Annotated in this window: 15 protein-coding genes, 1 tRNA gene and 1 pseudogene; 14 read left to right on the top strand and 3 right to left on the bottom strand. The window is 44.7% G+C overall.

Features of this window, described 5'->3' with window-relative positions:
• Positions 1 to 305: 305 nt before the first annotated feature.
• The 11 genes from QUA56_RS02275 to QUA56_RS02225 all read left to right on the top strand — a co-directional run bounded on the left by QUA56_RS02275 (position 306) and on the right by QUA56_RS02225 (position 14884).
• Positions 306 to 5411 (top strand): PAS domain S-box protein, encoded by a 5106-nt coding sequence (locus tag QUA56_RS02275; RefSeq protein WP_333352612.1) that lies wholly within the window; start codon positions 306 to 308, stop codon positions 5409 to 5411.
• 311 nt (positions 5412 to 5722) lie between these two features.
• Positions 5723 to 5950, top strand: a complete 228-nt coding sequence (locus tag QUA56_RS02270; RefSeq protein ID WP_333352609.1) for a hypothetical protein — start codon at positions 5723 to 5725, stop codon at positions 5948 to 5950.
• Between the two features lie 296 nt (positions 5951 to 6246).
• Positions 6247 to 7332 (top strand): amino acid ABC transporter substrate-binding protein, encoded by a 1086-nt coding sequence (locus tag QUA56_RS02265; RefSeq protein WP_333352606.1) that lies wholly within the window; start codon positions 6247 to 6249, stop codon positions 7330 to 7332.
• A 336-nt stretch (positions 7333 to 7668) separates the two neighbouring features.
• On the top strand, positions 7669 to 8829 hold the full coding sequence (locus QUA56_RS02260; protein WP_333352603.1) for an ABC transporter permease subunit: 1161 nt from the start codon (positions 7669 to 7671) through the stop codon (positions 8827 to 8829).
• A 169-nt stretch (positions 8830 to 8998) separates the two neighbouring features.
• Entirely contained in the window at positions 8999 to 9520 is a 522-nt protein-coding gene (locus QUA56_RS02255) for a DUF29 family protein (protein ID WP_333352600.1), read from the top strand.
• Positions 9521 to 9638: 118 nt separating this feature from the next.
• Complete coding sequence (locus QUA56_RS02250) at positions 9639 to 10838, top strand: amino acid ABC transporter permease (protein WP_333352597.1); 1200 nt, start codon at positions 9639 to 9641, stop codon at positions 10836 to 10838.
• A gap of 54 nt (positions 10839 to 10892) precedes the next feature.
• Positions 10893 to 11645: an amino acid ABC transporter ATP-binding protein gene (locus QUA56_RS02245; protein WP_333352595.1), complete on the top strand. Its 753-nt coding sequence runs from the start codon at positions 10893 to 10895 to the stop codon at positions 11643 to 11645.
• A gap of 17 nt (positions 11646 to 11662) precedes the next feature.
• Positions 11663 to 12025 carry a papain fold toxin domain-containing protein gene (locus QUA56_RS02240; RefSeq protein ID WP_333352592.1) on the top strand — a complete coding sequence of 121 codons (363 nt, stop codon included), beginning with the start codon at positions 11663 to 11665 and terminating at the stop codon, positions 12023 to 12025.
• 30 nt (positions 12026 to 12055) lie between these two features.
• Positions 12056 to 12409, top strand: a complete 354-nt coding sequence (locus tag QUA56_RS02235) for a hypothetical protein (RefSeq protein ID WP_333352589.1) — start codon at positions 12056 to 12058, stop codon at positions 12407 to 12409.
• 169 nt (positions 12410 to 12578) lie between these two features.
• Positions 12579 to 14618, top strand: a complete 2040-nt coding sequence (gene uvrC / locus QUA56_RS02230; protein ID WP_333352586.1) for an excinuclease ABC subunit UvrC — start codon at positions 12579 to 12581, stop codon at positions 14616 to 14618.
• A gap of 195 nt (positions 14619 to 14813) precedes the next feature.
• Positions 14814 to 14884 (top strand) — tRNA-Gly (locus QUA56_RS02225).
• Positions 14885 to 15097: 213 nt separating this feature from the next.
• Here the strand turns inward: QUA56_RS02225 and QUA56_RS02220 are convergent.
• Positions 15098 to 15400: a flagellar alpha dynein gene (locus QUA56_RS02220; RefSeq protein WP_333352583.1), complete on the bottom strand. Its 303-nt coding sequence runs from the start codon at positions 15398 to 15400 to the stop codon at positions 15098 to 15100.
• A 602-nt stretch (positions 15401 to 16002) separates the two neighbouring features.
• Here QUA56_RS02220 and QUA56_RS36715 point away from each other — a divergent pair.
• From QUA56_RS36715 to QUA56_RS02215, 3 genes and pseudogenes are all read left to right on the top strand, one after another.
• Positions 16003 to 16137, top strand: coding sequence for a transposase family protein (locus QUA56_RS36715; RefSeq protein ID WP_445242866.1), 135 nt, complete (start codon positions 16003 to 16005; stop codon positions 16135 to 16137).
• 34 nt (positions 16138 to 16171) lie between these two features.
• Entirely contained in the window at positions 16172 to 16255 is an 84-nt protein-coding gene (locus QUA56_RS36710) for a hypothetical protein (protein ID WP_445242868.1), read from the top strand.
• A gap of 15 nt (positions 16256 to 16270) precedes the next feature.
• A pseudogene (locus QUA56_RS02215) lies at positions 16271 to 16987 on the top strand (ISL3 family transposase).
• Between the two features lie 452 nt (positions 16988 to 17439).
• Here the strand turns inward: QUA56_RS02215 and QUA56_RS02210 are convergent.
• A complete protein-coding gene (locus QUA56_RS02210; RefSeq protein ID WP_333352580.1) occupies positions 17440 to 18117 on the bottom strand; it encodes a cysteine hydrolase in 678 nt (225 codons plus the stop codon).
• Positions 18108 to 18470 (bottom strand): cupin domain-containing protein, encoded by a 363-nt coding sequence (locus tag QUA56_RS02205; protein WP_333352577.1) that lies wholly within the window; start codon positions 18468 to 18470, stop codon positions 18108 to 18110. The genes QUA56_RS02210 and QUA56_RS02205 overlap by 10 nt, the downstream gene beginning before the upstream one ends.
• Between the last annotated feature and the right edge of the window lie 37 nt (positions 18471 to 18507).

Genomic DNA, 18507 nt, shown 5'->3' with positions numbered 1-18507 from the left:
TCGATGTTCGATTGACTCAACACATGAATTTGAGGGTTTGAACTTTGGTCTAAAATTTTTTGAGTTCGATCGCGTAAGTCGGATCTTGCATCTGTGTTTGGGTGTGAGCTTAAGTGTCGCAGCGGGAGCGAGAGCTTGCATTGAGCAGTGTCTCTTTGCTCCCGATCGCGCCCTTGTTTTTTAGCGGTTGAAGGTAATATCAATATCAAAAAGTTGTCTTTTGGCCGCATATCTTTTAAAATCATTGTTTACAAAAGTTTGAAAATCAATAATTATAATATAAGCAAACCAGTGTGGTGAGCACTATGCAAATCCTAGCCGTCAACCTCAAAGCAAAAGTCCGCCAGGGGACCTTGGAACTGCAAGTTCTCAACGAACTTACGGAGAAAGTACAACTCGCCGCTGGCGCTGATGAAATTTGGTCTGCGTGTCTGGCACATCTCGATCGCCTGATTCCTGGCGCGGCGATCGCAATTTTGACGCCACCGGACGATCGACTATACCTGCAACACTTACAGCCCTTAACTGCTAGCGCCAGAGCCGAAATAGAAGGGCGCTTGCAAGCAGCTCGCGCGGAATGGCTCGCCGGCAATCGGGACTGGGCGCACAACATCGCTCCGCCACCAATTGCTCAGTTTCAGTCGGTCTTGATGGCACCAGCCAACCCGGATGAAAGTGAAGAATTGTTGGGAGTATTTTTCATTGGTGCAGAGCAGACAAATGCTTTTAATTTGGAACACCTTTGTTTGCTTCACACTGTCGGTCAACTTTGTGCCAAATCGTTAATTAACTTAGCAGCTAAAACGACCACTTTCAAGGGGAAAACTAAAAATATTTTTGCTCTCGATTCGGAAAGTCAAGAACTATTGTTGCGGGCTTTAATGGAAGGTGCGCCGGACAGAGTTTTTGCGAAAGATAAAAATTTTAGATACATTTTTGTCAATCAAAGTTTTGCTGAATATTTGGGAAAAAATGTTGAGGAAATTATCGGGAAAGATGATATTGAATTAGGGTTTTCATCCGAATTAGTATTTGGCGATCGCAACGGCCGGGTTAGGGGCATCCGCGAGGAGGATCGAGCTGTGCTGGCTGGGGAGATTGTTCGCAATCCCTACCAGGCGATCGCCTTTGAAGGGGGAAAACAGCACGTCTTTGACACGCGAAAACTCCCGCTGTGCGATGCCGAGGGCAATATATTTGCGGTTTTGGGTTTTTCTCGGGAGATTGCTCAATTGCAGGCCGCAGATGAAGCCAGGAATCAAAGCCAAGCCAAACTGCAAAAAATTACTGCTAGCGTACCGGGTACTGTATATCAAATTGACTTGCATCCAGACGGCTCGATGGCCTTCTCGTTTGTGAGCGCCGGCTGCCGAGAATTGTATGAAATAGAACCAGAGGCTGTTCAGGAGGACATTAATGTAATTGTTGACATGATTCATCCCGAAGATCGAGATGATTTTCTGAACTCTGTGAGGCTTTCTGCTGAAAATTTGCAGCCTTGGCGGTGGGAAGGAAGAATTGTCACTCCGTCGGGAAAACTTAAATGGGTGCAAGGAGCTTCCCAGCCAGAATTGCAAGCATCGGGGGAGATAGTTTACTACGGCTTGTTCACGGATATTAGCGCCCGGAAACAAGCTGAGTTGAAGCTGCAACTTTATCAACAAATCTTTTTGAAATCCAACGATGCGATCGCCATTTTAGACCCCCAAGGCTATTACTTAGAAACAAATCAAGCTCACACGGCTTTGCTGGGTTACAGTTCGTCGAAATTGTGGGGAAAAACCCCTGCAAATCAGATGGGAGAACAGGCATTTGCGTCGGTACTGCAAAGCTTGGCAGAAACTGGAAGTTACCGAGGCGAAATGACCTGTATTAAGGCTTTGCAAGGGGGAACAGTTGAGGTGGAGCTTTCGGCTTTTGCTGTTCTCAATGATGCTGGGGATGTAGTTTGTTACGTAATCGTCAAAAGGGACATCACCGAACGCAAGCGAGCTGAGCAAAAATTAAAACTTTACCGAGAAATATTTTTAAACTCCAACGATGCGATCGTCATTATCGATGCTGACGGGTTTTTCCTCGAACAAAATCGCGCTCACCAATCGCTTCTAGAATACACAGACGCGGAATTACAAGCAGAAGCGTCGCCGCTGGTTGCGGGGGAGCGGTTTCCGACAATTGCTAAAAGTTTAGCGAAAACTGGAACTTTTCGGGGCGAAATTACTAACTCTACTAAAAACGGTCGCACGCTGGCGATCGACGTTGCGGCATACTCTGTGATTAACAACGCCAACGATGTAATTTGTCACGTCTGCGTCAAGCGCGACATTACCGAACGCAAAAAAGGAGAAGAAGAACGGCAAAAATTTGTGTCGCTGATTGAAAACAGCAGCGATTTTATCGGTATGGCTACCCTAAAAGGCAAAACGCTTTTTGTCAACGAAGCCGGACGAAAACTGGTGGGTGTAGAGAATGTTTCGGCAGTGTTTTATGCAGAAATATGGGATTATATCGGCCCTACTTTTAAACAGAAATTCAGTGAAGAGATTTTGCCAAAAATTATCAGTCAGGGCCAGTGGCAAGGAGAATGTCAAATGCAGCACTTGGGCAGCGGAAAAGGCATTGATGTTGTGATGAATGCTTTTCTGGTCAAGCACCCTCAAACCAGCAAACCGCTGTGCTTTGCTGCGGTAATTCGCGATGTCACCGAACGCAAGCAAGCTGAGAGAATGCTGCGGGAACAAGCAGAACAAGAACGGCTGGTTTCGGCGATCGCCCAGCGAGTCCGGCAGTCTCTCAACCTCACTCAAACTTTGGGCACTGCCGTACAAGAAGTGCGACAGTTGCTGGCAACTGACCGCGCGGTAATTTATCGTTTTGATTCCGAGGAAACAGCGAGTGTTGTTGTGGAATCTGTAGGGGATGATTGGATTCCGTTGCTGGGCATAAAAGTTCCAGAAATATCTTTTGGCGAAAATTATCTATCGCTATACCGCGCCGGAAAAATTCAAGCAAGGGCAGATATTTATACGGCCAGTTTGACCGACATCCACCGAGATTTCCTGGTTAGTTTCCAGGTAAGAGCTAATTTAGTTGTACCAATTTTTATCGGCGATGAAAGTCAGGAGTTGGCAACAGAATATTCGCCGGAAACTCCCAGAATTGAGTCGGCGATGGGGAGTTTGGAAGCGAGTAAAAATCGATTGTGGGGATTGCTGGTTGCCCACCAGTGCAGCGGCCCGCGCGCTTGGACTGATTCCGAAATGGATTTGCTCGGAAGGTTGAGCGTGCAGTTGGCGATCGCCATTCAGCAATCTACTCTTTTTGAACAAGCACAGCAGGCCCGAGAAGTAGCCCTGGAAGCGTCTCGAATGAAGTCGCTATTTTTAGCAAATATGAGTCACGAAATCCGTACTCCGATGAATGGAGTGATGGGGATGACCGATTTGCTGCTGAAAACGAATCTGACTCCCGAACAGATCGACTTTGTGCAGACGCTGAAACTCAGCGGCCAAAATTTGCTGTCCATCATTAACGATATTCTGGATCTGTCCAAACTGGAAGCAGGAGAAATGCGCTTAGAAACGATCGAATTTAACCTCAGTATCTGTCTGGATGAAGTGCTGGATTTGTTGGCAAGTCCCGCACAAGAAAAAGGTATAGAAGTGGTGGCGCTGATTGACAGCGACGTGCCGCTGCAAATTAGAGGCGATGCAGCCAGGTTGCGACAAATACTCACTAATTTGATCAACAATGCTATTAAGTTTACCGAAGCAGGAGAAGTGGTAATTGAGGTTTCTCATGGCAGGAATCCGGGGTTGTTGGCAGCCAGCGACGACCAGAAAAGTTTAGATGATATCCAACCTTTAAAAAACGGCAGCGGCTCGATGTTTCTGCTTTTTAAAGTCACAGATACAGGAATCGGAATTGCGCCAGAAGACCAAAAAAAGCTGTTTCAATCTTTTACTCAAGTTGATGCTTCTACGACAAGAAAATACGGTGGCACAGGTTTGGGTTTGGCTATTTCTAAGCAGTTGGTGGAGTTAATCGGTGGTCAAATCGGTGTGGAAAGTACCCCTGGCAGAGGCTCGACTTTTTGGTTTACTGTGCCGACAGTCGAGGAAAATTTAACTGCTGCAGGGACAGCGTGCGAAGTGAATTTGGAAACGGTGCTGGCGGGGCGAAAAATGTTAGTTGCCAGCGACAAGCCGACAGTGCGAAAAGTGTTAGCGAGAATGGCTGTTGTTTGGGGAATGGAGGTTGAGGAGGTTGAGAACGGTTGGATGGCGATCGCATCTCTGTACAAAGCTGTCAGCGTTAATTGCCCTTACGATATCGTTTTGGTTGATATTCAGTTGCCGGAAATGGTGGCGGGAAGTCTGGAACGCTTGATGGTTTCTGAGCCGGCAATGCAGCAGACAAAGTGGGTGGTGCTGACTTCAATGACTCAGGTTGCAGAGGCGAAACGCTTGGTAGATATCGGTTTTAGCGGCTATTTAACTAAACCTGTTAAGGCTCATCGGCTGTTTGATTGTTTGGTAAATGCGATCGCCCCGAGTACGCCGATTGATGAGCCGCTGGCAAATCCAACGTCCAATCGAGCCTCAGCTATTGACAACCGGGAGTTAGCGAGTTTAAAGATTTTGTTAGTTGAAGATACTCCAATCAATCAAAAAGTTGGTCTGAATCAACTCAGAGTTTTGGGATGCGCGGCGGATGTTGCGAATAACGGCGCAGAGGCGCTATCTATGGTTGCTCAGAAAAAATATGACATTGTGTTGATGGACTGTCAGATGCCGGTTTTGGACGGTTACGAAGCTACGCTGGAATTGCGCCGCTTGGAAGCCGCAGGCGCTGTGGCTGACAAGATGGAGCCGCATCAAAAGACGGTGGTGATTGCAATGACGGCGAATGCTTTGAAGGGCGATCGCGAAAAGTGTCTGGCGGCGGGCATGGACGATTATATTAGCAAACCTATTTCGATCGAAAAGTTAAAATCTGTACTAGAAAATTGGTCGGCACAGTTAAAAATTGAAACTCCCAATTTTAATGGCGAGGAACTTAAAAACTCTGAGCCCGATATCGAATCTGTAGTCGATATGGCACGTTTGCACGAAATTGCCGGCGCTGATTTAGAGTTTGAGCGGGAAATACTGCAAGCTTTTGTGGTGGATACTCCCAGTTATTTAGAAGCTGCTAAGGGGGCGATCGCCTCGGGAGATATGGAAACACTGGCCCGCCGCGCTCATCAAATTAAAGGTGTCAGCGCTACGGCGGCGGTGCGGTTAATGCCCGAGATGGCAGATCGGCTTCAAAGTCTGGCAGAATCAAATGATTTGGAGGGGGCGACGAAAATCATTGCTGAATTAGAAATAATTCTGGCGGAGGTTCAAAAGTTGGTGGCTGCTGAGTAATCAATTTTCTTTTAAACCGGGCGGGAGTACGATCGCGCACAGCTTCTGGCAGCCCCCGCGATCGCTCGCGTGTAAAGATTTTTAATTTTTTATCAAGATGTTTATCTCAATGTGACGAAATTGGGAACTCTTATAACATCTTGTGTGTTGTAGCTTATGACACTACTACATTAAGTTATTGTGGTCAAATATAAAATAATCATTAAGCCGATCGCCCTGAGTGTGCTTTTCGTCGATCGGCTTGAGACACCAAGACCAGCTTTTCGCTATGCCAGCCCATTAAGTGCGTATTTACGCTCCAGGAGGTTTTTATGACTCCAGTCATGTTACGTCAACTCTGGTCGTTAATTGAGACCACCCAAGCCACTCTGTTAGTAAATTTGGACGATGCCACCCTGGTACAGTGGCTGCTGAAGCAGTTAAAGACCAACTCTGGGCTTAATGGCAAAGAAGCAGATTTGTTGAACGAGTACATCGAGTCTCGGCTGTCCCTAATCCGCGATTTAGCTGAGCAGCGCCTAGCACCAGAGGTACTGTGAGCGCATTCAATCAAAATCGGATCGATAGTCAAGGGCGATCGCTCGCGGTGGGCAAAAATAGCAGAAAAGAAACCCGGTTTCAAGGATAAATCTTGGGTTTGAGGGCGAGGCCTTCAGCCAGAAACCGGATTTCTAGCTCTCCGCGGCTTGCTCAAAAAAAAACAGGCGGGTAGTCGGTGCAGTTGGCACCATGCAGAATGGCTAATTTGAAGCCGCCAGCTTTTGTGCGCTGCCGATCGCAACAGTTCTCGACAGCTACAAGGTAGGATTGTCAGGAAAGCGTTCTATTAAAATCTATGCGTAAATGGGGATTTCTGCTGCTAGCAAGCGTGTTATTTGCCGCACCGTTGGCATCTTGTAGGGATCGATCGGCACAAATCGGACAAACAGGAGCAACAACTACTGCAGAAGGCAAATCGCAACAAGGTTCGAGCCGGATCGATACAATTGTCAGCCGCGGCAAACTGATTTGCGGCGTCAGCGGCGAACTGCCGGGTTTTAGCTTTGTAGACGAAAAAGGCAAATATTCGGGACTGGATGTGGATGTGTGCAGGGCTGTCGCGGCGGCAATATTTGACGATCCCGAAAAAGTCGAATACCGAAAGCTCAACGCCAAAGATAGATTTACAGTTTTGCAGGCCGGAGAAATCGATATTCTCAGCCGAAATACCACCTACACGGCGAGTCGCGACAGCACTACCGGACTGGAATTTGCCCCGGTGATCTTTTATGACTCTCAAAGCATCATGGTCAAAAAAGACAGCGGCATCAAAAGTTTAAAAGATTTTGCGGGCAAATCTATCTGCGTGCAAACAGGTACGAGCACCGAACAAAATTTGTCCGATCAAATGCGAAAATTAGGAGTTAAATACACTCCTGTCGTGTTTGAAGATGTGAATACTACCTTTGCTACCTATCAAGAAGGTCGCTGTCAAGGTGTTACTGCCGATCGATCGCAACTCGTTTCCAAGCGCACAACTCTGCCGAATTCCGATAACAATGTTGTTTTGCCGGTCGTGATGTCAAAAGAACCGTTAGCCCCAGCCGTGAAAAGCGGCGATTATAAATGGTCGGATGCAGTGAGATGGATCGTTTTTGCGACGTTTGAAGCTGAAGATTTGGGAATTAATTCGGGAAATGTAGACCAAACTGTGGCAAGCACTACAGACCCGAACGTCAAACGTTTGCTAGGAACAGAAGGAGATTTAGGTAAAGGTTTCGGACTCCCGAACGATTTCGCACTCCGCGTTGTTAAGAAAGTGGGGAATTACGGGGAAATGTACGATCGCAACCTCGGCCCCAAAAGTACACTCAAGTTAGAACGGGGTCAAAACAGACTCTGGAAAGATGGCGGTTTGCTTTACTCGCCGCCGTTCCGCTAATTTTTGTTAGTCATTAGTCATTAGTCATTAGTCATTAGTCGTTAGTCATTAGTTATTAGTCATCAGTCATCAGTTATTAGTCATTAGTCAGTTTTTGTTGTAAGCTGTTGAGTATCTAAATTGTATTTTTGGGAGGTCAGACACCCTCCCCACCAGAAAAATTTCATCCAACTTGACTCTAAGATTTAGATGCGCCTGGGCTTACTAACTGATGACCGATGACTGATGACTGATGACTAATAACTAATAACTAATAACTAATAACTAATAACCAATAACCAATAACCAATAACCAATAACCAATAACTAATAACTAATAACTAATAACTAATAACAATGATTAAACTGCTGCGGGACGATCGCTTCTGGAAAATTGCCGGACAGGCGATATTCGTAATTTTAGTAATCACTGTCATCGCGATTCTCTGGGACAATCTCAGTGCCAATTACGCGCAATTGGGGATTGCCTTTGGATTTGACTTTCTCAACTCCCAAGCATCCTTTGATATCGGCGAAAGTGTCATTCCCTACAGTCCCGAAAACAGTTACAGACAAGCTTATTTTGTCGGTTTAATCAACTCGCTGCGGGTGATGGGTATCGGCATTATTTTCGCAACAGTTGCGGGTTTGACTGTAGGAATTGCGCGCCTTTCCGACAATTGGCTGCTGCGGAGTTTGGCTGGTTTGTACGTAGAAATTCTGCGAAATACGCCTTTATTGCTGCAATTATTTTTCTGGTATTTTGCAGTTTTCATTTCCCTGCCAAAAGTGGAAGACAATCAGCAGATGAGAGGGCCTATTTACTTGACAAATCGCGGCATTGCTGTACCTTGGCCGGTGGCTTTGCCCGGTTTTGAGATTTGGTTGATTTTGCTAACTATCGGAGTTTTGGCTGCAGCGGGGCTGTGGCAGTGGCGGGCGCGGGTGATGTTGGAAGAAGCTAAGCCGGGAAGACAGTTGTTTTGGGCTCTAGGTGCGATCGTCCTGAGTGCAATTTTAGCTTTGATTATTACCAAAAATCTGCCTTTTCGCCTAGATTTCCCCCGCTTGACACCAGAATTGCAACTCGAAGGAGGATTAAAATTAACTCCAGAATTTGCAGCCTTGGTTACAGGACTTAGCTTGTATACTGGCAGTTACATTGCCGAAATTGTGCGGGCCGGAATTCAATCAGTATCGAGAGGCCAGTGGGAAGCGGGAAAGTCTTTGGGACTGAAGTCTGGAACAATGATGCGGATGGTAATTTTGCCGCAAGCTTTGCGGGTAATTGTGCCGCCTTTAACCAGTCAGTATCTGAATTTAGCTAAGAATTCGAGTTTAGCGGTTGCGGTTGCTTATCCCGACGTTTATTTTGTGGTGGGATCTCCGACGTTGAATCAGACCGGTCGGGCGATCGAAGCAATGATAATTATCATGGTAACATATCTAACAATTAGTTTGATAGTTTCTCTGTTCATGAATTGGTACAATCAAACCGTACAAATCAAGGAAAGGTAAAGACTTTAAATTTAACCAAATTTACTGGGAATCAAAGGATAGCGCATAAAGTGGCATACAGTGACTTTAGCTTAGACAGAGGAACGAAACTTGTTAGTTGACTATTAAGCAATAATAAATAAGTCACAACTATCTTTGGCTTGTTAGTATCAAATTTAAGGAGAATCAAATGACACAAGAATTAATCGATCTTAGAACTAGCATATTGGAAGGAAGGTATACAGATGCTTTGGCAATAGTCGATGAGTTAGATGGAATGAGCAAACAGGCAATTTTGCGACAAATCCAATCTTTTTTAAATGTTTTGCTGATTCACTTGATTAAAAATCAAGTTGAACAGCGATTAACTGGTTCTTGGGCAAGTTCGATTCGCAATTCAATCAGAGAAATTAAGAAGGCAAATATTAAAGATAATAAAACATCTTATTACATCAATTCTGATGAATGGGAGAGTTTTATAGAGGAGGAGGTGATTGAGGATGCTATTGCAGAGGCTGCGGAGGAAGTATTGAATGGTTTTTATACTCAATTTCAACTTGCAGAAATGATGGATAGAAACCTGATTATTCAAACTGCTGTGAGGTTATTGAACTTGACTTATATCCATTCCGCCAAAGATTTACCCGCAGTGTTAGCCCAGCATTTAAGTCAGTTACCAGGTGGAGAAGATTGGATAAATCGGCGAAAATAAGTAGAATTTTTTTTAGCCTTGGCGATTGGAAATCGCGTCTACACAAACAAAACCCACTCCAAGCGGGTTAATAAAATAACTGGTTGTTACTCTACGTCATAGGATTGAAAACTGCTATATGGAAACTGTCCCCATATTACCGCCCCCAGCCACCGAATCGCCTACCCCTTGGAATTGGGCGCGCAAAAATTTATTTAGTACCTGGTACAACAGCATTCTGACAGTAGTTTGCCTAATTATCGCCTTCCAAACTATTAAAGGAATTATCGTTTGGGCGACAACAAAAGCTCAATGGCGCGTGTTAGAAGCTAACTTGCCACTATTTTTCGCCGGCAGATTTCCCAGCGATTCTTACTGGCGACTGTGGATAGTAACGGCTATAATTGCTTTGTTGGGAGGATTAACTTGGGGAAACATTCAGCGGCAAGAACGTCTTTGGAATCCGCCTTTACTAATTATACTCGGTGCTGCGGTTGTGGGTGCGGTCATTTCGCCGATCGACCTAACCTCTCGCCTCTACCTCTTAGGAATTATTATCGCAGCCGCCGCCAGCTATGTCATCGGAAGACAAATTAACCCTAAAATAATGGGTTGGATGCCCGCAGTTTGGGCTCTTTCCTTCCCCATAATTTTGTGGCTAATTAAAGGCGGGTTGGGTTTGGCCGAAGTATCAACAAATGATTGGGGCGGTTTAGTGCTGACGCTGTTTTTAGCAGTTATTAGTATTGTGCTTTCCTTTCCTTTAGGAGTATTGCTCGCCCTCGGAAGACAAAGTTCTTTGCCAGTTGTCAAACTGTTATCAACATTATACATTGAAATTATTCGCGGTTTACCATTAATTGGCATTTTGTTTTTAGGTCAAGTGATGCTGCAATTATTCTTGCCGCCAGAATATCCTAAATTAGATAGAGTCATTAGAGCCATTGCTGGATTAACGTTATTTAGTGCTGCATACTTGGCGGAAAACGTGCGCGGTGGCTTGCAGGCCGTGCCCAGAGGACAAATAGAAGCAGCTAGGTCGATCGGGCTAAATACACCCCTACTCACAATTCTCATTGTACTGCCTCAAGCACTGCGAATAGTCATTCCTGCGATCGGCGGTCAATTCATCGGATTATTCATGGATACTTCCCTGCTATCTCTATTCGGAATGTTAGAATTAATCGGAATATCCCGCCTAGTTTTAGCAAATTCATCCTATATCGGCAGGTACGCCGAAGTTTACATATTCGTCGGCATCATTTATTGGGTATTTTGCTACTCAATGTCATTAGCCAGCCGCAAAATCGAGCGAAGTTTAGAAGTAGGTCAAAGGTAAAAAAAATCTGCGTTCATCCGCGTTCGTTCATCAGCGGTTTAAAAACAAAAAAATATGGAAACTAAAACCACAATCCCAGAACAAGTAATCGTAGCAGAAAACGTCCACAAATGGTACGGACAATTTCACGTACTGCGCGGCGTCAGCATGACCGTAAACCGGGGCGAAGTCGTTGTCGTGATGGGGCCCTCCGGTTCAGGTAAATCGACATTTATTCGCACGTTCAACGCATTAGAAGAATACCAACAAGGTAAAATTACGATCGACGGCATCGAACTTTCCCACGACTTACGCAACATCGAGACAATTCGCCGCGAAGTAGGAATGGTGTTTCAGCAATTCAACCTGTTTCCCCACTTATCAGTTTTGCAAAATGTCATGCTAGCACCAGTATGGGTGCGCCGCTGGCCGAAGAAAAAAGCTGAAGAAGTGGCGATGCAACTATTAGAAAGAGTGGGAATTTTGGAACAAGCACAAAAATATCCCGGACAGTTGTCTGGGGGACAGCAGCAGCGGGTCGCTATTGCACGTTCTCTGGCCATGCAGCCTAAAATCATGTTATTTGATGAACCGACATCAGCGTTAGACCCGGAGATGGTGCGGGAAGTTTTAGATGTAATGCGAAATTTGGCTCAAACAGGAATTACAATGGTGGTGGTAACTCACGAAGTCGGGTTTGCGCGCGAAGTTGCCGATCGCATTGTATTGATGGATGGCGGCGTTTTAGTTGAAGAAGCGAAGCCGGAAGAATTTTTTCAGAATCCGAAGGAAGAACGCACCCGCAAGTTTTTATCTCAGATATTGTGAAGTAAAAATATGATAAAATGCCCAGCAATCCACAAGTTTCTGACGAAGAAATCTATCAGCAGATAGGATCGATCGTAAATAATTTTAAGCTCTTGCAGTGTGCCGAATGTGCTGAAGCTATTAAAAATTGGCTAAAAGCTAACGCCATTAGCGGGACTCATCTTCAACTCAAGTTGGTAGGACGAGGGTATTTTATTGTGAGTCAACGTTGGGAAAAAGGTAGAACACCGATTACTCAGAATGGCACACACTACGGGATTGAAGTTCGTCGCAAAGTGTTTGATAATTTGTCAACAACCGGGCTGACTAGAGAAGAATGGATAAAAGACTTTGACTGTCCGAGCGGTCAGTTTATTATCGAAGAAATTGAGAGCTTTTAATTGTAAAATTTTACTAACGGTTAATAAATAATGACTAAATTTTACGAATTACTCAACCGCATTCAAAAGAAACCGGCAATGTACATCGGTTCCCGTTCTATCAGCAACTTATTTATGTTCTTGTGCGGCTATCAACACGCTCGCGACCTACTAGAAATCCCCGTCACAGAACAAGAGAAAGAATTTGCAGAATTTCAGCCTTGGTTGCAAAAAAAATTTGCTCTTGTTACCTCTGCTTCTTGGGCTAAAATTATTCTATTTAATTCAACCGATGAAAGTCATGCTTTTGATAATTTCTTTGATTTACTGGAAGAGTTTATAAAAGCGAAGTATCCCCTAAATAAGGCAGGCGATAATCAGTCGGCGGTTTTGACTTTGGATTGATTCGTTTGACCCAGACGGCAGCGTTATAATGGTATATAGAACTCACTCCGAAACAGTTTTTTTTTACGAAAATTGTGGGTTTTAGCCCTTGACTCTGGTTGCAAATCCGGTTTCTTTGCTTGGAGTGCGTAAGTCCCGCTATACATAAATCTAAAAATCTCAAATTTATATGCCATCCACAAAAAATCTGCCGTTAGTTAAAGACTCGGAACGCCTAGAAAGTCGCCTCAAAGAAATTCCGGCGGTTCCTGGTGTATATTTAATGCGCGATGAGGGCGATCGCATCCTTTACATCGGCAAATCCAAAAAACTCCGAAACCGCGTCCGTTCCTACTTCCGCGAAAGCCAAAATCTCAGTCCCCGCATCGCGATGATGGTGCAGCAAGTGCGCGAAATTGAATTTATCGCCACCGACACAGAAGCGGAAGCTTTAGCGTTAGAAGCAAACCTCGTAAAACAGCACCAACCTTACTTTAATGTACTCCTAAAAGATGATAAGAAATATCCTTATTTGTGCATAACTTGGTCGGAGGAATACCCGCGCATTTTTATCACCCGCAAACGCCGCGCAGGTAGTGCAAAAGACCGCTATTACGGCCCTTACGTCGATACAGGGGCGCTGCGGAGTACGCTGCATTTAATTAAGCGAATTTTCCCCCTGCGGCAGCGCCCTCAACCGCTGTTTAAAGACCGTCCCTGTTTGAACTACGACATCGGGCGCTGCGTTGGCGTTTGTCAAGGGTTAACTTCGCCTGAAGAATATCGAAAAATCATCCAAAAAGTAGCGATGATTTTCCAGGGAAGGACTCAGGAATTGCTTGATATCCTGGAGCCACAAATGGAAGAGGCAGCCGCGGATTTAAACTTTGAAACTGCGGCGCGCCTTCGCGATCAAATTAAGGGTTTGCAGTCTTTGAGTGCGGGTCAAAAAGTGTCTTTGCCCGACGATACGGTTTCCAGAGATGCGATCGCACTTGCGGCCGATATTCAGCACGCTTGCATCCAATTGTTCCAAATTCGTGCCGGTCAATTGGTCGGAAGATTGGGATTTATGGCGGAAATACCCCCCCAACCCAAAGCGGGCACGGGGGCACCGCCCCTACAATCGGCGGAGCAAGAGTTATCTCAACTTTCTCTTTCCTCCCCCCCTTGGCAACGGGGGGAACGAGGGGCGGTAGAGGCCGGAGCGATTTTGCAGCGAGTGTTGGAAGAACACTATCAAAATGTCGAATCTGTAGAAATTCCCAGCGAAATTTCAGTGCAGTACGAATTGCCAGAAGGGGAAATATTAGCAGATTGGTTGAGCAACCGTAAAGGGCGAAAAGTTACCATTTTGACACCGCAGCGGCAAACTAAGGCAGAGTTGATTGAGATGGTGGAACGCAACGCTGAGTATGAATTGGCGAGAATGCAAAGATTGAGCGATCGCAATTCTCAAGCAATGGAAGATTTAGCAGAGATTCTCGATTTGCCAGAAGTTCCTCGCCGCATTGAAGGTTACGATATTTCTCATATTCAAGGTTCTGACGCCGTAGCTTCCCGCGTCGTATTTATTGACGGTTTGCCGGCCAATCAACACTACCGCCATTACAAAATTAAAAATCCTGAAATTAAATCAGGGCATTCTGATGATTTTGCTAGTTTAGCAGAAGTTATCGGCAGACGTTTTAGAATGAAATCAGCAGAAGGAAAAAGCACGAAGGAAGATCAATTTAGTGATTTAGAAGAATCGCAAGAACTCAGCAATTTATCGTCAGATTCTCCTACTATTTCCGACAAACCCGACTTAATTATGATAGATGGCGGCAAAGGTCAACTGTCAGCGGTTGTGGCAGTTTTGCGGGAAATGAATTTGCTAGAAGAGTTGCGCGTTGTCAGTTTGGCAAAGCAGCGAGAGGAGATATTTTTGCCGGGGGAATCTTTGCCGCTGCCAACTAATTCTGAGCAACCGGGCGTACAATTATTGCGCCGGGTGCGGGATGAGGCGCACAGATTTGCTGTGAGTTTTCACCGGGATCGAAGAAGCGAGAGAATGAAGCGATCGCGCCTTGATGAAATTCCCGGATTGGGACACCACCGACAAAAACAATTGTTGGCACATTTTCGGTCGATCGACTATCTCCGTTTAGCGACTCCCGAACAGTTGGCAGAAGTTTCTGGGATTGGCCCGCGTCTGGCCCAGCAAATTTACGATTATTTTCATCCGTAAAGCCCGGAGGGCAACTGCGGGGTATTGCACCTACCTGCTACGCAATTTGGGGCAACCAATTGCAAAACCGAGTATTTCTCCTTGTTTCTCCCCCGTTGGCAAAAGCCTTTATTTTGAGGCTGTGGTGAGGCTGTAAATTTTTTTGACAAATCACTTGCAATTTTCAGAACTTTAGAGTATCGTTAGAGATTGTGTGCGGGCATAGTTTAGTGGTAAAACTTTAGCCTTCCAAGCTAACTATGCGGGTTCGATTCCCGCTGCCCGCTTGCGCCTATAAGAACCTCAAACCAACGGTAAATCAACGGTTTGAGGTTTTTTATTGCTGATTTTTTCGGTTTCTGACGGGTGTAGTTGACTAGAAATTGAATACAAATTGGATACAAAATGACCAAACTGAGTATCGTTTGAATAGAAATTGAATAGAAATATTCACTTTCTATTCAATTTCTCCTCAATTGCTGCTACCCGCAGTCGGCAAGTCAAGATGCCCTGACTACTTGTCCGCCCAACAATCCTAAAATTGCCTCAACGTCTACCCGGTCAGCCCTCGTCTTTTTGCGCTGCGCTCTCAACTGATTGAGCAAGTCGGCCGGCTCTGGAAATTCTGCGACGGTCGGAGCCGAGTTTTTAGTTTCCTCCCGTGAGCGCCGCACTTCCTCGAACTCTTGCTCCAGCATCTGAACCTTCAGTCCCAAATCGCCGTTGCGATCGTGCAACTGATTCAGTTCTGCATCCCATTCTGCAAGCTGCTTGTTGGCTGCTTTCAATTCAAGCCTGAGCAATTCATCGTTGCCCTCGCTCAGGCTCTCAATTTTCCCAGCCGTTCCTCAATGGCGGCCATCCGCTCTATCACAGGGTCAAGGCTGTAGTGTCGCTTAGTGTAGACGGTGTAGACAGCGTTGTAGACGTGCCTGAAACTTCCTTGAGAATGCGTTGTGCAGCTTGACTTATCGACCTGGCGGGGTGACAACCCCGTCGGAAACCCATACAGAGCAAAGAGTTGAGCGACTTGTGTTGAAAAAAGATAGGAGTAATGAAAGTTACACTCGACCTATCAGAATATATGTTAATCTGTCAAACATCTAAACTGCATTAACTCGCGTTGCCTTTATTTTTTATCTTTCGGTTCCATTTCATAATTAGTCCTTCTTCATGGCTCTTCCGGCAACTTGGGGTAAAATGTAGCTATAGCTACATTTTACCCTCTGACTACATATGGATTTTAATCTAGATAATTTATTAAATTTGCCGAATGTCACTGTTTTTGGTTATTCAACAGAATTAGAATTTATTATTTTAAATTTACACGCTTATTAATGAAGGTATTGCCTGCCATCATTGTAATAGCTATACAGATACAGTTCATCAGAGTCGGACAAAATTAGTGAGAGATTTATCGATATTTGGCAGGTTAGTTTATTTAAAAGTACCTCGTCGTCAGTTCTATTGTGGTGAATGTAAAAAATTCCCAACCGAATCACTGACGAAAGCTAAATCATCACCAAAGGCAAACAAATAGATATCAAGAATATATCTATGAAAGAGTCAAAGAATTGACCGTGGAACAAGTGAGTAAAAATGAAAGCATAGGCAGAGATTCAATTCAAGGCATCTTTCACAAAGTCGCTCAATTTTAAAAAAAAGACTGGGGAATGCCTAAACGCGATCGCCTTGATGAATTTAGTAGAAGAAAGGGACAAGGAAATTTGGCAACTATTGTAACTGATTTAGATAAAAGCTCTTTATTAGAAGTAATAGATTCTCATAAAAGCGATGATATTATTACGGCTCTCAAGCAGCAGCCTCAAAGCATGAGGGAGCAAGTTGAGGAAGTTTCTGTTGATATGTGGGGAGGTTTTCCCAAAGTAATTAGAGAGGTTTTTCCCAATGCTAAAGTTGTAATAGATCGCTTTCACGTTCAAAAAATAGTCAATAAAGCTTTGAACAAAATTCGCCTAAAACTCGATTTAAAAGGATTGAAAAATCGCTACTTATTGATGAGCAACTCTCGGAATTTGAAGGCACAAGAGCAACAAGAATTAGCAGGGCTGCTTCACTTGTCACCGAGCTTGGCAATTGCTCATGAATTAAAAGCAGAATTAATTAGTATTTACGAAAGCGATATCACTCCATTAGGGGGCATCAGAAAAATTTAAAAATGGTTGATATCCGCTCAAATTTTATTCGGAAGTGCTGCCAATACTCTGGATTCTCATTTAACAGAAATTGCTAACTATTTTCATAATAGGACAACCAGTGGAGTTACTGAAGGTATCAATACAAGAATCAAATTAATTCTGCGTCAAAGCTATGGATTCAAGAGTTTTGATGCCATGAAAGAAAAGCTATTAGCATGCTTATTTAAATAAGTTCCGCTTTCTCTCTCCCTTTTAATAAGCATTACTTATCACCGGAAGTACGAGAGAGCCTCTTCTCTATTGAGCTGCTGTGCCATCTCCATTGAAAAAATTCCCGGATCGTGCTACCTGCGGAATGTGGGTTGTACGATTTCTCACGAGCCGTATTGCGAAGTAAAGCTACAGACGTAGTTACCTATTTGACTTAGAATTATAAAATGTTGGGTTTGATTAAACGGAACTTCCCCGCTTTGAGGGCCGTTCCGTTTGAAGGTTTTCAGCCTTCAGTGTCCCGAAAAAATATATAGCCTTTCTCAAAAAGATGAGGTATGACTGACAGCTTACATAACCACCCAGACGCTTGAGGGCCGGGGCCCAACAACGTCCGCGAATCTTTCTGAGAACCGCTATATCAGCCACTGCTTTTTACCCCAAACATCCGGGATAGCCGACAGTTTTTTAATTTAAGGCTGCGATTTTTCCAAAGCTTGTATTACTACTTCAGCCCTCGCAGTCCAACCAATAATACCGCCTTGAGCGCGAACCATATCGATCGCACTCTGTTTAAACTGTGGAAAGTAGCTGGCTGTAGCATCCTCAACGAGTAAACATTCAAACCCCCGATCGTTAGCCTCACGCATAGTTGTTTGAACGCAAACCTCAGTCGTGACTCCAGTAAAAATTAGGTGAGTAATCGCTTTTTCACGAAGTATTAATTCCAAATTAGTGTGATAAAAAGCGCCCTTGCCTGGTTTATTAATTACTATTTCATCAGGCATAGGTGTCAACTCCGAGATAATTGAATTGCCAGGTTCACCCAAAATTAAAATTCGTCCCATTGGGCCTCGATCGCCAATTTTTAGTTTACTTTGACCCCGTTTTTGCTTAGATAGAGGACAATCAGAAAGGTCAGGTTGATGACCTTCAATAGTGTGAACAATAGGGAGATGGCGATCGCGAAATGCCTCTAACAACTGCTTTACCGTTGGCACGATCGCCTGTAGTTGGCTGACATCATTGCCTAAAGCTTCACCAAATCCCCCAAGCTCCAAAAAATCTCGCTGCATATCGATGATAACCAAAGCCGCACCGCCAGAGACTGGCAGTTCATAATCATAAGGTTGGGCAGATATTAAGACCATAGCGATATAGGTTTTTCCCAAATTACTAGGACTATGCAGCCAGCTTCGCTGACAACACTGTGGTTACTGTTAGGGGGGTTAATAACAAAGGTTCCGGCTTGGTGTTCGCCATTCTGGTCAGTTTGCGATCCAGTTAGTACATAAATATGTTCAAAACCAGTATGCGTGTGCCTTGGGACACTCGCTCCCGGCTCATACCGCAGTAGAGCAGCAGCCGATCCACTTGTGTTGTCACCATAAAGTCGGTAGATTTCAACCCCATCACGAAATGGTTGCCAAGGCAAGTTATTCTGCCACGTCGCGATATTAGGTAGATCCTTAAGGATCGAAGCTTGGTTCAGTAGTTCAGTCATAGGTATGGCTCGAATGAAATATACACGGAGACAGAAG

This window comes from Microcoleus sp. N3A4, assembly GCF_036701805.1.
Taxonomy (GTDB): domain Bacteria; phylum Cyanobacteriota; class Cyanobacteriia; order Cyanobacteriales; family Microcoleaceae; genus Microcoleus.
The sequence above is the reverse complement of the archived record's forward strand: the minus strand, read 5'-3'. Positions and strand labels throughout refer to the sequence as shown.

Excerpts from the sequence above, each read along its gene's own strand:
- QUA56_RS02275 (WP_333352612.1), top strand. The coding sequence starts at position 306 with ATGCAAATCCTAGCCGTCAACCTCAAAGCAAAAGTCCGCCAGGGGACC.
- QUA56_RS02270 (WP_333352609.1), top strand. The coding sequence starts at position 5,723 with ATGACTCCAGTCATGTTACGTCAACTCTGGTCGTTAATTGAGACCACC.
- QUA56_RS02265 (WP_333352606.1), top strand. The coding sequence starts at position 6,247 with ATGCGTAAATGGGGATTTCTGCTGCTAGCAAGCGTGTTATTTGCCGCA.
- QUA56_RS02260 (WP_333352603.1), top strand. The coding sequence starts at position 7,669 with ATGATTAAACTGCTGCGGGACGATCGCTTCTGGAAAATTGCCGGACAG.
- QUA56_RS02255 (WP_333352600.1), top strand. The coding sequence starts at position 8,999 with ATGACACAAGAATTAATCGATCTTAGAACTAGCATATTGGAAGGAAGG.
- QUA56_RS02250 (WP_333352597.1), top strand. The coding sequence starts at position 9,639 with ATGGAAACTGTCCCCATATTACCGCCCCCAGCCACCGAATCGCCTACC.
- QUA56_RS02245 (WP_333352595.1), top strand. The coding sequence starts at position 10,893 with ATGGAAACTAAAACCACAATCCCAGAACAAGTAATCGTAGCAGAAAAC.
- QUA56_RS02240 (WP_333352592.1), top strand. The coding sequence starts at position 11,663 with ATGCCCAGCAATCCACAAGTTTCTGACGAAGAAATCTATCAGCAGATA.
- QUA56_RS02235 (WP_333352589.1), top strand. The coding sequence starts at position 12,056 with ATGACTAAATTTTACGAATTACTCAACCGCATTCAAAAGAAACCGGCA.
- uvrC (WP_333352586.1), top strand. The coding sequence starts at position 12,579 with ATGCCATCCACAAAAAATCTGCCGTTAGTTAAAGACTCGGAACGCCTA.
- QUA56_RS02210 (WP_333352580.1), bottom strand. The coding sequence starts at position 18,117 with ATGGTCTTAATATCTGCCCAACCTTATGATTATGAACTGCCAGTCTCT.
- QUA56_RS02205 (WP_333352577.1), bottom strand. The coding sequence starts at position 18,470 with ATGACTGAACTACTGAACCAAGCTTCGATCCTTAAGGATCTACCTAAT.